The sequence below is a fragment of the Marinobacter shengliensis genome (assembly GCF_030297115.1).
GTDB classification, from domain to species: domain Bacteria; phylum Pseudomonadota; class Gammaproteobacteria; order Pseudomonadales; family Oleiphilaceae; genus Marinobacter; species Marinobacter shengliensis.
Genome location: NZ_AP028062.1, coordinates 2,600,910 through 2,613,489, shown reverse-complemented (window position 1 = coordinate 2,613,489; position 12,580 = coordinate 2,600,910). Strand labels below are relative to the sequence as shown.

Annotated in this window: 12 protein-coding genes; 9 read left to right on the top strand and 3 right to left on the bottom strand. The window is 58.1% G+C overall.

Annotated elements, in window-relative coordinates; all coding sequences use genetic code 11:
- Nucleotides 1-211 precede the first annotated feature (211 nt).
- The 5 genes from QUE75_RS11995 to QUE75_RS11975 are packed head-to-tail and all read left to right on the top strand — an operon-like array spanning nucleotide 212 to nucleotide 3,921.
- Complete coding sequence (locus QUE75_RS11995; RefSeq protein ID WP_286250376.1) at nucleotides 212-1,471, top strand: DUF2066 domain-containing protein; 1,260 nt, start codon at nucleotides 212-214, stop codon at nucleotides 1,469-1,471.
- 20 nt (nucleotides 1,472-1,491) lie between these two features.
- Nucleotides 1,492-2,052, top strand: coding sequence for a CDP-alcohol phosphatidyltransferase family protein (locus tag QUE75_RS11990; protein WP_061332685.1), 561 nt, complete (start codon nucleotides 1,492-1,494; stop codon nucleotides 2,050-2,052).
- A complete protein-coding gene (gene hda, locus QUE75_RS11985) occupies nucleotides 2,049-2,747 on the top strand; it encodes a DnaA regulatory inactivator Hda (protein WP_061332686.1) in 699 nt (232 codons plus the stop codon). The genes QUE75_RS11990 and hda overlap by 4 nt, the downstream gene beginning before the upstream one ends.
- 39 nt (nucleotides 2,748-2,786) lie before the next feature.
- Nucleotides 2,787-3,584, top strand: a complete 798-nt coding sequence (locus QUE75_RS11980) for a ParA family protein (protein ID WP_061332687.1) — start codon at nucleotides 2,787-2,789, stop codon at nucleotides 3,582-3,584.
- 10 nt (nucleotides 3,585-3,594) lie between these two features.
- The gene (locus QUE75_RS11975) at nucleotides 3,595-3,921 is read left to right on the top strand and encodes a YqcC family protein (protein ID WP_106693705.1); all 327 of its coding nucleotides are present in this window, start codon (nucleotides 3,595-3,597) and stop codon (nucleotides 3,919-3,921) included.
- Between the two features lie 21 nt (nucleotides 3,922-3,942).
- On the opposite strand, the gene nadC is transcribed toward QUE75_RS11975, so the two are convergent.
- Nucleotides 3,943-4,782 (bottom strand): carboxylating nicotinate-nucleotide diphosphorylase, encoded by an 840-nt coding sequence (nadC, locus tag QUE75_RS11970; RefSeq protein WP_286250369.1) that lies wholly within the window; start codon nucleotides 4,780-4,782, stop codon nucleotides 3,943-3,945.
- Nucleotides 4,783-5,006: 224 nt separating this feature from the next.
- Between nadC and QUE75_RS11965 the strand changes: the two genes are divergently transcribed.
- The 4 genes from QUE75_RS11965 to QUE75_RS11950 all read left to right on the top strand — a co-directional run bounded on the left by QUE75_RS11965 (nucleotide 5,007) and on the right by QUE75_RS11950 (nucleotide 11,079).
- Complete coding sequence (locus tag QUE75_RS11965) at nucleotides 5,007-7,328, top strand: DUF1631 domain-containing protein (protein ID WP_286250367.1); 2,322 nt, start codon at nucleotides 5,007-5,009, stop codon at nucleotides 7,326-7,328.
- Between the two features lie 96 nt (nucleotides 7,329-7,424).
- Nucleotides 7,425-8,045 carry a 1,6-anhydro-N-acetylmuramyl-L-alanine amidase AmpD gene (ampD, locus tag QUE75_RS11960; protein WP_396631711.1) on the top strand — a complete coding sequence of 207 codons (621 nt, stop codon included), beginning with the start codon at nucleotides 7,425-7,427 and terminating at the stop codon, nucleotides 8,043-8,045.
- Nucleotides 8,046-8,933, top strand: coding sequence for a regulatory signaling modulator protein AmpE (gene ampE / locus QUE75_RS11955; RefSeq protein ID WP_286250366.1), 888 nt, complete (start codon nucleotides 8,046-8,048; stop codon nucleotides 8,931-8,933). It abuts the gene before it with no gap.
- A 115-nt stretch (nucleotides 8,934-9,048) separates the two neighbouring features.
- A complete protein-coding gene (locus QUE75_RS11950) occupies nucleotides 9,049-11,079 on the top strand; it encodes a methyl-accepting chemotaxis protein (protein ID WP_286250364.1) in 2,031 nt (676 codons plus the stop codon).
- Nucleotides 11,080-11,111: 32 nt separating this feature from the next.
- On the opposite strand, the gene QUE75_RS11945 is transcribed toward QUE75_RS11950, so the two are convergent.
- Nucleotides 11,112-11,669: a cob(I)yrinic acid a,c-diamide adenosyltransferase gene (locus QUE75_RS11945; RefSeq protein ID WP_138435524.1), complete on the bottom strand. Its 558-nt coding sequence runs from the start codon at nucleotides 11,667-11,669 to the stop codon at nucleotides 11,112-11,114.
- Nucleotides 11,670-11,694: 25 nt separating this feature from the next.
- The gene (locus QUE75_RS11940; RefSeq protein ID WP_286250360.1) at nucleotides 11,695-12,579 is read right to left on the bottom strand and encodes a ketopantoate reductase family protein; all 885 of its coding nucleotides are present in this window, start codon (nucleotides 12,577-12,579) and stop codon (nucleotides 11,695-11,697) included.
- Nucleotide 12,580 lies beyond the last annotated feature (1 nt).

Below are 12,580 nucleotides of genomic sequence, written 5' to 3'. Positions count from 1 at the left end.
GGGTCAGGCGGCGGATTTTAACAGGTGCGCACGGGCGCTCCAACCGGAATTCGGCAATGCGTGCAAATATTCAGGGTACATCATTGCCAACCTGCAACGGGGCCTTGCTACTCTCGTTTGTGGTGATGGTGTATCCTGTGCGCCAATCATGGGAACGGCAGGGTGTTACATGACTGGAACGGAAAAAAATGACGTTCGGACTTTCCGGGCAATGACTTTGTGGCTGGTGATGGCCGGGGCATTGTCAATGCTGTTTGCCGGGACTGCGTCGGCAGTCACGGTGTCAGGACTGTATAACATTGAGGTAGCGGTCGACGGAACCGGCCAGAATGACCTTCAGGCAGGTTATGCCGAGGGTCTGCGGCGGGTTATGGTCAGGGTTTCCGGTACGCGGGACGTACTGCAACTTGAGGGCATAGACGATGTGCTCAAAGATGCAGAATCCCTGCTGCTGTCCTACCAGGTACGTCGTGAGAGTGGGGAGTCCAGGTTGCAGATGAGCTTTGGGGCGGTTGGCGTCAATCGGGCCCTGGCTTCGATTAATGCCCCGGTCTGGGGCGCAAATCGACCACTCACACTGGTTTGGGCTGCTATTGAAGACCGCGGTGAACGCAAGCTGCTGACTGCAGCAGCGGATGATGGCGAACAGGGTGACAGCGCCGTTGCTGATTGGCGCAGGGCGTTCCTGGCGGCAGCGGAAGAGCGCGGCTTACCCCTGGCCTTCCCGCCGCAGAGTGTCCAGGGAGACCGGGCGCTGCTGTCGGATCTCTGGGGCCAGTTTGTGGGCCGTATAAAGGAGGCATCGTCGGATCTGTCTCATGATGCCCTGGCATTGATGCGTATTAGTCGCTCTGGTGGTCAATGGCGCGCAGGCTGGGTATTCGACGGTATGAGCATGGATGCCTCGGAGCAATCGGTGACCGCGGCAGACCCGGAAGAACTGGCACGGCGTGCTGTTGGTCGCTGGGCCGATGCCTATGCCAGCCGCTACGCGGTTGCTGCCGGCGAGGTAGGTGAGGCGCCGCGAGTGGATATCGTGCTTGAGGGCGTCAATTCCTTAGCGGACTACGGCAATGTCGGAAAAGCACTGAACAGCTTTACGCCAGTGGTGTCTGTTGGTGCTTCCCGGGTGCGTAATGAGCGTATGACCGTTCAGGTGACCTTCACAGGGGAACTGGACCAGCTGAAAGAGTACATTGCGCTTGATCCCCGCTTTGTGGTCATGGACGGGCAGCCAGAGGAAACCGTACCGGCACCGCGCAGTGCGACCGCAGTAGCGCCAGTTGCCGAACCGAACGGTGCTGAGGAACCGGGCGAGGCCGGCGACCAGTACCCGGAGGGTGCCATGTTCGTTTACCAGCCGCTCGATGACGGCGACGAACAGGATGCCGAGCAGGCGTTCGAATCCCTGTACCAGGTGCTTTACTATCGCTGGCAGCCGGCTCCGGTTGTCCGTGGTGGCGGCAGCTAGGCGACGGCGGAGGTCTGCGCGTGACTTTGCAGCGTTGGCGATGGATTCCCAATGCCCTGACATTCCTGCGGATACTGCTCATTATTCCGTTCGCGTGGGCATTGCTGGAGGGGAATTATCGCCAGTCGCTGTTGATTTTCTTTCTTGCTGCCGCAACTGATGCTTTGGACGGCTTTCTGGCACGGCAGTTTAACTGGCGTTCCCGGCTTGGGGCCATTGCCGATCCGCTGGCTGATAAGGCATTGCTGATCACCGCTTACCTGATGCTGACCATCACCGGAATTATTCCGCTTTGGCTCTTCGCACTGGTGCTTGGCCGCGATCTGGTCATTGTCGGCGGTGCATTGATGTATCACTATGGTGTTGGCCGTTTTGAGATGGAGCCGAGTATTCCGGGCAAGATCAATACCTTTATTCAGATTCTCGTGGCGTTGGCGATTATCATTCTGATGGCAGACCTGCCAATGCAGCCCTGGGTAATGGACGTTGGCATATTGCTGGTTGCCTTGTCGGCCATATTCAGCGGCTGCCATTACATTCTGATTTGGGGTGCGCGCGCCTGGAGAGCCAAACGCTCATGACCACGTCACAGATGGTTCTCGGGGTGAAGCTCCGTGACGACGCCCGGTTTGATAACTTCCATGGCGATCGCAATCGAGATGCGGCGCTCCGGCTGGAGGCAGTTTGCACGCAGCCGGCCGGAGCACCTGTTGTGGTGATCTGCGGCGACTCCGACACCGGCAAAAGCCATTTGTTGCAAGCGGTCTGTCATTTTGCCGAGCAGCGGGGCCAGAGCGCTGTGTGCATCAGTATCGGTGAGTTGATGCCGTTTGGGCCTGAGGCGCTTGCGGGATTGGAAGGGCATGACGTGGTCTGCCTGGATGATCTTGACCTGATTGCGGGCGATGCGCACTGGGAGGAGGCCGTTTTCCATCTGTACAACCGGATTCTGGACCGCCAGGGGCTGTTGATGGTGACCCTGTCGGAGGTGCCGGCGGCGTTGCCGTTCGGTCTCGCTGACCTTGGTTCCCGGCTGGCACACGGTTTGCTGGTTCAGCTTGGTGTTTACCGGGATGAAGACCGGTCAAGAATTTTGATGGCCAGGGCCGAGCAGCGTGGTCTGGTGATGAGCGATGATGTGGCCGGATTTATCATGCGCCGGGCTCCACGCCGCCTTGGTCAACTGCTTGGGATTCTGGACACGCTGGATGAGAACTCCCTGCAGGCCCAGCGGAGATTGACCATTCCGTTCGTGAAGTCGGTAATGGGATGGTAGTGACGGATTTATAACCATAAAGGCCATTGGAGAGACGACATGAGACGGGTTGTATTCAATCAGAAAGGCGGTGTGGGTAAGTCCAGCATCACCTGTAACCTGGCGGCGATCAGCGCGGCCCGGGGCAAGCGCACCCTGGTGGTGGATCTGGATCCGCAAGGTAACTCAACACACTATCTGCTGGGTAAGCCGGCATCTGAACTGAAAGATACCGCAGCGGATCTTCTGGAGCAGACCGTTGCCTTCAGTATGTTCACCCGCCGCCCGGATGAGTTTGTGCATGCCTCATCTTTCAATAATCTGTTTGTTCTGCCGTCCAGCCCGGAGCTGGACTTCCTAGAGCGCAAACTCGAAGCCAAGCACAAGATCTACAAGCTTCGTGAATTTCTGAAAAAGCTCAGCGATTCTTTCGATGAGATCTACATCGATACCGCGCCCGCCCTGAATTTCTACACCCGCTCGGCCTTGATTGCGGCTCAGCGGTGTTTGATTCCTTTCGACTGTGATGATTTCTCACGCCAGGCGTTGTACAACATTCTTCATGAAATCAAAGAGCTGCAGGAAGATCATAATCAGGAGCTGGTGGTGGAGGGTATCATTGCCAACCAGTTCCAGCCGCGTGCCAGCCTGCCCAAACAGTTGGTGAAAGAACTCACGGAGGAGGGGTTGCCAGTGTTGCCGGTGCGGCTATCCAGCTCGGTGAAAATGAAAGAATCCCATCAAAGCCGGCAGCCCCTGATTCATATGGCACCCAAGCACGCATTGACTCGCCAGTTTGAAGACCTGTACCGGGTATTGCATGGTGAGTCGGTTGAACTTGAGCCCTTGGCCGACTGATCGGGTGACCATGAGTAATCGAGTGGACCAGGTAACCGACAGCCTGCTGAGAATCGAGATTGAGCTCCGGCGGATGGACGTCTGGGAGGCGAGCCCACCACCGGAGCATGCGTTCCGGAGCACCCAGCCGTTCTGTCTCGACACTATGGAGTTCACCCAGTGGCTGCAGTTTGTCTTCTTACAGAAAATGAAAGCGCTGGTGGAGGCGGGGCAACCGTTACCCTCGGTATCTGGCATTGCGCCCATGGCGGAAGAGCATTTCCGGGGGCGGGCGCAGTCAGGCCAGCGCCTTGTTGAGGCGCTGGAAGAGATAGACCGGTTGTTGTCTGGTCGTTGAGTTCGACGCCAGGCGGTGGAATCAGTCCAGCCGCATGGAGAGGTCGATCGCTCTGACGTCTTTGGTCAGGGCGCCGATGGAGATGTAATCCACCCCGGTTTCCGCCACCGGTACCAGTGTCTGGGCATTGATGCCGCCGGAAGCTTCCAGTTTTGCCTTGCTGGCGGTAATTCGCACGGCTTCAACCATGTCCCCAAGTGAGAATTCATCCAGCATGATGATGTCGGCGCCCGCGCTCAGGGCCTGATTCAGCTCGTCCATCGATTCCGTTTCTACCTCCACCGGGCGGCCCGGTGCAATGCGCCGGGCTTCACTGATGGCGTTGGCAATCGAGCCGCATGCGGCAATGTGGTTTTCCTTGATCAGAAAGGCATCCCACAGACCCAGGCGATGATTGTCGCAATCACCGCAGGTGACCGCGTATTTTTGCGCCAGGCGCATGCCTGGCAGGGTTTTCCGGGTATCCAGTAATCGCACACCGGTATGGGCGACCTTCGCCGCGTAGGCTGCGCAGGTGGTGGCAACGCCAGACAGTGTTTGCAGCCAGTTGAGGGCGGCTCGCTCTGCGGTCAGGAGTGATCGGGCCGGGCCAGCCATCCGGAAGATAACGTCATCGGCCGCCAGATCATCGCCGTCCTTGAAGAACCAGGTCAGTTCCATGGCGGGGTCTACCTGGCGGAATACCTCCTCAACCCAGGCTCGTCCTGACAGGCGTGCCGGTTCGCGAGTGATCACCCGGCCGGTTGCGGTTTTGTCCGCCGGAATCAGCATGGCGGTAATGTCGCCGTCACCAATGTCCTCGCGAAGGCTTTGGGCAACGGATTCAATTCGGGCCTGGCGGAGCAGTTCAGGGGCAATCATGTCGGGTTTCCGGCGGTCTGGATGAGTTGAAATCTGCGAGCCCGGCAATTCTACTGCCAGCCTGCCGTTTCGCAAAATGCCCTGGCCAATAACTGCTAAAATGTGACGCAGGTCGTTGTTACACAAAAGGTGACAAATTCTGACACAAGGTGACGATGATCGGCCGTATCATGTCATTAATAGAAATTCCCAGCGATATTGCCGATCAACACCGGAGCATCTCCATGGCGCACGATAACAAGGTTGTCCATTTATCCGGCCAGAAACCGGTGGGCCGGTTTTCGCTTCCGCCTGCTCTTATACGGTTACGTGACGCATCCGGTCAGTCTCTGAAATCTGTGCTGGGGTCTTTCTTCGAGCAGGCAGACGACAGCCTGTTCGCCCTTGCGGATCGGGCTGGCTCTAATCAGGACCAGACAGCGTATTTCGATGCCATGCGGGAGCTCAGACTGCGCCGCAAATCCATGGCGGTCTCGATGCTTCAGTATGTCAGCCAGGCCTTCAATGACTTTGGGCGCTTCAAACCCTCGCACTCCGGTTCTGCCCTTGAGGAAGTCGATCAGGATTCCCTGAGCCTTTTGGATCACTCCGAACTCGAGCAACAGGTCGCCATTGATAACCTGGTGACCAAGCTGCGCAATCGTTACCAGGAGCCGGTCCGGATGCTGGCCGCTCGCGTGCGCCACCTGATGCCCGAGATTCAGATGTCTGATGATCAGATGCCCCTGAGCCCCGAGGTTATCTGTGGCGGAATTGCCGAGGCCTGTTCTGACCTGGATATCGATATTCGTGCCAAGCTGGTTGTACTCAAGCTTTTTGAGCGCCTGCTGGTGGATAAGCTTGCAGCCCTGTATGACCAGGCCAATAAAACCCTGGTAGCCGAAGGCGTGTTGCCAGATATGCGCCGGGCACCTGTCGGCGGTTCGTCGCCCCAGCAGAAGAGGCCGGTGCCACAGGCTGGAGCCCCGGCTTTGTCGCCAGGGCAGGCAGGTGCCGAGCACGGGTCGAGTGGTGCTGCCAGTTTCCCCACGTTTTCGGAATTGAGTGCGCTGCTGCATCAGGGAGAGACATCGTCCGCCGCGGGCGGCCTGCCCGCGGGTGGCGTGACACTCGATACTGGCGGGTTGATGGCCCGGCTCAGTGATCTGCAAGGTTCTCTCACCCAGGTATCCGGGGCAGAAGTGGTGCCATTGCGCCAGCAGATTGTCTCGGTCCTGCAGGAGCCGGGCGGCAAGAAAGCGACGTTGGGCCAGGTGGACGGCGATGTCGTCAATCTCGTCTCGATGCTGTTCGATTTCATACTGGAAGATCGGCAATTACATCCGGTGATGAAGGCGCTGATCGGGCGCTTGCAGATTCCGGTCCTGAAGGTTGCCCTGAGCGATCGTAATTTCTTCAATCGTGGCGGTCATCCGGTTCGCAAATTGTTGAATGAACTCGCACTGTCGGCCATTGGCTGGTCCGAAAAGCGCCAGGGCATGCGGGACCCGCTCCGGGAAAAAATTGAAGAAGTGGTTGATCGTGTCCTGAATGAGTTCACCGACAATGTCGAATTGTTCGAGGAGTTGCTCAAGGATTTCGGGCACTTTATGGATCTGGACCGGCGCCGTCGTGAGCTGGTTGAGCAGCGTCTTCGGGACGCTGAGGAAGGTCGGGCTCGCCAGGAACGTGCAAGCCAGGCGGCCACCAACCTCATTCAGGAAGAAACAGCCGGCCGTGAAATACCAGCTGCGGTGATGCAGATTCTCAGCGAGCCCTGGACTCGTTACCTGCAATGGGTGGTGCTGCGTCAGGGCGAAGAAAGCGAGCAGTGGCAATCCGCCTGCGCGGTAACCGAGCGACTGATCTGGAGTGTGGACCCAAGGCCGGTATCGGATGAAACCCGCTCTGAGCTGCTTCGAGCAATACCGGAGGTGGTCGAGGACCTTCGTAGTGCTTTGCAGGAAATTTCCTGGGACCCGTTCTCAACCGACGCTGCCATTCGTGACCTGGAATTGGCTCATGTTGATGTTTTCCAGAAACTGGTAACGGCTCCGGTCAGTGATGTCGAGAAGGCGCCGGAAGACCCTGCCCTGGCCGAAGAGGAGCTGGATCAGCCGGAGCAAATGCTGGCGCCACCGGAACCTCAGGTGGATGCCGTTGCCCCAGAGGAAATCGCGCAATCTGAAACCGAACCGGTCGTGGCGGAGAGCGTTCAAAGTGACGCGCAGCCGGCAACGGAAGCGCCGGTGGCTGCTGAAGAAGCGCCGTCTGCCTCGGTTGTTGCGGCGGAATGGTTGGCCCGGGCAGATCAGCTCAGGGTTGGCTCGTGGATCGAGATGGTGCGCGATGATACCCGTGTTCGCTGCAAACTGGCGGCCTTCATAAAGGCAACCGGCAAGTACATTTTTGTCAATCGCAGCGGCGCCAAGGTGGCAGAGTACCATCGGGATGATCTGGCGGTGGCGCTGCAGGAAGGCGTTATTACGCTTCTGGACGACGGCCTGATTTTTGACCGGGCGCTGGAATCCATCATCGATAACCTTCGCCATAGTCGAAAGGATTGAAGGCGCGAATCCGCACCGTTCCATCCATAGCATCCACCGTCGCTTTATGATTCAATCGATTGAACATCATAAAGCGACAGTGGATACGCCTTGCCAATCTCTGACCCTTTCAATCAAGACAACAAGCATAACAACGACTCCCTCTCCAGCCAGGCTGAACAGTTAAGGCTGACCGGCCGTTACCCTGGCAGCCGATGGGTGCCCTCGCCGAATTTTGGTGCAAGGCCTGAGGGCTCTGCCATTTCCCTGCTGGTGGTTCACAACATCAGCCTGCCTCCCGGGCAATTCGGGGGAACGGAGATTGAAGACTTTTTCTGCAACCGGCTTGACCCAGCCGCCCATCCCTATTTTGAATCCATCGCCGCCATGCAGGTCTCCGCTCATGCCCTGGTGCGTCGCGATGGTTCAGTGGTGCAGTTTGTCAGTTGTTTGGACCGGGCCTGGCATGCCGGCCGGTCCTGTTTTGACGGCCAGGAAGAGTGCAACGATTTCTCTATCGGTATCGAACTGGAGGGGGCAGACGATGTTCCCTATACGCCCGAACAGTACCGGACACTCGCAGACATGGCGCGGTTGACCATGATGGCCTGGCCCGAAATCAGCACCGAGCGCATTACCGGCCACAGCGATATTGCGCCTGGCCGGAAAACTGACCCTGGTCCAGCGTTCGACTGGCGGTATTTTTCCCAGCTGTTGGCCCATGAGGAGATCGCCTGAATGGTGTTTGTCGTGTTTCTTTTGGCCTACCTTATTCGGCGTCAGCTGGATAGCCGGAACCGGCTTGATGGCGACGTGCTTTGGCGTGCCTGGTTTCACCGGGGCGCGAAAATTCAGGCCGGAAAGGAGGATGCCATTACCTCCGGGCTGATCTGGGTTCTGCTGCCCGGACTGGTGTTGGTGGGCGTTGTGTGTTTGCTGGAATGGTATGGATTCAGGCCGGCGGCCTATCCGCTGGAGCTGATCGTGCTGGTGTTGCTGATGGGCGCGCCGGGTTGGCGGCATCAGTTACGTGACTATTCGGAAGCCTGGAGCCGGGGCGACATGCAGGCTGCCTGGCGACATATCCAGAACCGGTTGCCACCGGAAGAGCGGGGCGCCGCGCTGTCACCAGAGGCCATGCATCTGTCGTTATCCAAGGCTCTGGTGATCGGGGTTTTCGAGCGGTTCTTCCTGGTGGCTTTCTGGTATGTGGTGGGTGGAATAGGTGTTGCCCTGGTTGCCCGAGGCCTGGTGGCGTTGTCTGAGCAATGGCCGCAGCAAGCGGCCCGCGCCCGATTCCGGACTCTGGCCAACCTGGCCAGCTGGATTCCTGCTCGCCTACTGTCCTGCACGCTGGGGCTGGCCGGTGATCTCGCGGGCTGGTCGAAGGAGGCGAAGAAAGTCCTGCCCGGTTTTGGAAGAAAAACCTCGGAAGTCCTCATGATTTCCGCAAACGGGTCGTTAACCGGTTATGCGCTTGATCCAGCCCAGTTTGCGCGGTTGCACCCGGATGAGTGGACAAGTTTTGGCGGGCGTAGCCTGGCGGCCATACGGGGATTGTTGAACCGGAGCATGCTGGTGTGGATCTGCGTTGCCGCGTTGCTGGTCATTGCCGGGGTGGTCTGAGGAGTGTCATAAAACATTACAGAATAACACTTAAAGGTGATTAAGTTTTTCCGACCTTGGGCGATAATCAAACAAAGAATAAAGATTCAGTTATTAGAATCAGCGAGAGGGCGCCGTGAAATATTTGATCAATCCAGCTGTTAGCCTGATGAATCGGTTGCCCATGGTCTACAAGTTCAGCCTAATCAGCATCTTGTTCCTGGGCCCGATCATTGTCCTGTCGTGGTTGGTTATTTCCAGCCTCAATCAATCCGTTCAAACCATGACTCGCGGTATCGAGGGCCTTGCCGAACTTCGCAAGGTAGACCAGCTGTTGTCTTCATCTATGGCTTACCGCGACTACCAGGCGCCGGGTGTGCTCAAGGATGAAGACGAACTCCTGGGCAGGGCAGGTGAGGCTGCCGAGAAGATTGATGGCCTGCTTTCAGACCTTGCTGGGCACAACCGCTCGTTCGATTCCTCTGGTTCCTGGAAGGATCAGGTTCTGGCCTTGCAGGCGGAGTGGGAGCAACTGAAGCAGGACGACAACTACCAGGGCAACATAGACCCACAGTTCAAGTATTACCACGAGTTTGTTCAGAAGGTGCTGGCCCTGTTGCCGGCTACGATTGAAATTTCGGGACTTGGACAAGACGCCTCGCGGGAAAATCTGTTGCTGCTTGGGCTGGTGCGTAATGCGCTGCCTGAGGCGAGGACCGTTGTTGGCAGGGCCCGATCTTACGGTATCTTTGCCCTGGTGGATGGCCAGGTGGGTTATAACCTGAGCGAGATTTTGAATGAAATCTATGACCAGCTGACCAACCGCAGCTCCCTGTTGTCGCCTGCCTTGTCGGTTGCGGTTGAAACCTCTCCCAAGCTGTCAAGCAGGGCCGGCGGCGCTGTGACGCGGGTCGATGAAAGCCTGATGGCGCTGCGCGAGCAACTGGACCTGAACATCATCACCCCGATGCGCCTGGAACAGCCCTGGCAGGAATTTGACGCCACCGTATCCTCCCAGCTGGACTACTACGATTCACTTAATGACAGCATTTTCAATGTGGTTTCTGGCAACCTTGAACAGCGACTGCAGCGGGAGACCGGCCAGCGCAGGTTGATTGTAGGGGCTCTGATCGGCGTGATGCTTCTTGTGGTGTACCTCTACATCGGCTTCTTTATGTCAGTAAGAACCGCCATCAACCGGTTTAGTGAGGCGGCTCGCAGCGTCGCCGCTGGTGATATGACGGCGCACATCCAGCTTAACAATCGTGATGAGCTGGGCGAGCTGACCACCGAATTCAATAATATGACGGACCGGATTGCCGAACTGATCCGCTCTGTCAGCGGGACCACGAATGATGTTGACAGTCAGGCGGTGAGGGTTAACGAGACTGCAGCAGCCAACAGTGAAGCGGTTGCCCGCCAGATGGAAGAGACCGGCCAGATAAACGAAGCCATGGGGCAGATGGTGGAGGCGGTCAACGAGGTGACTGAGAGTGCCCATCGGGTAGCGGACAGCGCCGGTAGCGCAGAGCGTGATACCGAGACGGGCCGACAGGTTGTGGCGGCTACCGTGCAAACTATTAACCGTCTTGCGGAAGAAATCGCTGGTGCGGTAGCGGTGATAAACAGGGTCAGTTCAGACAGCGACAACATCAGCCAGGTATTGGTCGAGATCAAGGCCATAGCCGAGCAGACCAACCTCTTGGCTCTGAACGCGGCCATTGAAGCGGCCCGGGCCGGTGAACAGGGTCGGGGTTTTGCGGTGGTGGCTGATGAGGTGCGTTCACTGTCTCAGCGCACCCACAAATCGACTGAAGAGATTGAGGGTATGATCTCGCGGCTGCAGGGTGGTGTTAAAGAGGCGGTTTCTGCCATGACCTCCAGCCACGATGCCACGGAGCAAACGGTTCAGAAATCCGGCGAGGTGACAGAAGCCCTGGACCGCATTGCTTCGGGTATCTCCGAGATTGTCGACATGAGCCACCAGATTGCTCAGGCCGCAGAAGAGCAGTCTGCGGTGGCCAAGAATGTGAATGCCAACGTGGAGCGTATCGGCGAATTGGGGCAGAGCACCGCTTCCAACGCCGAAGAGACGCTGGCGTCTTCCCGCCAGATGTCGGAGTTGACGGCATCGCTTCAGCGGCTGGTAGAGGCGTTCAAGGTATAAGGCAGTTGCCTCTGATCAGAAAAATCCGGCCCTCAGAGGCCGGATTTTTTTTGTTCCCAGAGAATTTCCTGGCTGCCATCCCGGCGGGCCAGCACGCGGGCAATGACAAACAGTAGGTCAGACAGCCGGTTCAGGTAGTGACGGGACGCGGTATTGATGGAATCTTCGTGGCCCAGCGCTACCACCACCCGCTCCGCACGACGGCAAACGGCCCGGGCCAGATGGCATTGTGCGGCTGCAGGACAACCTCCGGGCAGAATGAAGTTCTTCAATGGCGGCAAGCCGGCATTATGCTCATCCAGGGTCTGTTCCAGCCAATCAATATGGTCGTCGCTGATGACCTTGCTGCCAGGGATGGCGAACTCGCCGCCAAGATCAAACAGGTGGTGCTGAATCCGCCGGAACGTCTCGATCAGGCTGTCACCGGCTGGTAGCGTTTCAATCAACACTCCGATGTGGCAGTTAAGTTCATCCGCCATGCCCATGGCTTCCACGCGCTGGGCATTCTTGGCGATGCGGTTGCCATCGGCCAGGCCGGTAGAGCCGTCGTCACCGGTGCGGGTGTAGATCTTAGACAGGCGGTTGCCCATGAATTGTACTCCCGTTGATAAATGATCAGTTCAGTTGTTGTACCTGTTCGGTGAGCATTTGGTTCACCGGTGTTGCAATGCCGTGCTGCTGGCCAAGCCTGGCCAGATAACCGTTAATGAAGTCGATTTCCGTAGGGCGCCCTGCGAGCGCATCTGCGCGCATAGAGGAGGTGTTGGCGGCGGTTCTGCGGGCCACCGCCTCAATGCTATCGCGCAGAGCTTCCGGCGTATTTTCCGGTTGCCCGGCGGCAGCCAACAGGTGGCTGATTTCCCTGCACAAGGGGTTAATCCACTGTTGGTAAAACGGTTGCTCCAGTATCTCGCCGTTGGGGCAATCCAGTACGGCGGTAAAGGCGTTGATGCCGGCGTTGATCACCAGTTTCTGCCAGAGACGGCCAATTATGTCCTGTTCAGGGTGAACCTCAAGGCCGCTTTCGGCAAGTTGCTGCGCAACCCGGCCCACCAGAGGCTGCCCGGTAGGGTTTAAAGCACCCACCCAAGTGGCGCCACGGCCCGCGTGAACCGTCAGGCCCGGCGCGGGCCGGTTGGCCCCTTCGGTGGTAGAAGCGGCTAGTACCGGGCGTTGCGGCCAGGTTCCTGAAACCTGCTGTTGGCTGCCCAGCCCATTCTGGAACAGCACGATGGGTGTCGAACTGGCAATAGCGGGCAGGGCATCTTTGAGGGCTTCGAGGGTATCGCCGGCTTTGGTGGTCACCAACAACAATTCAGGTGACTGACCGCGTTGTAGCCAGGGAACAGTGACGCTGAAGGATTCGCCTTCAAGGGGTTGAAAACGGTAACAGGCGGGGTCGGGCGCCTGGCCCGGGCGGGGCACAAACGCTACCTGCCCGGCAGGTAGCGTTGCGGCCCAGAGCCGGCCCATGGAGCCGGCGCCGAGGATGGCAATCATG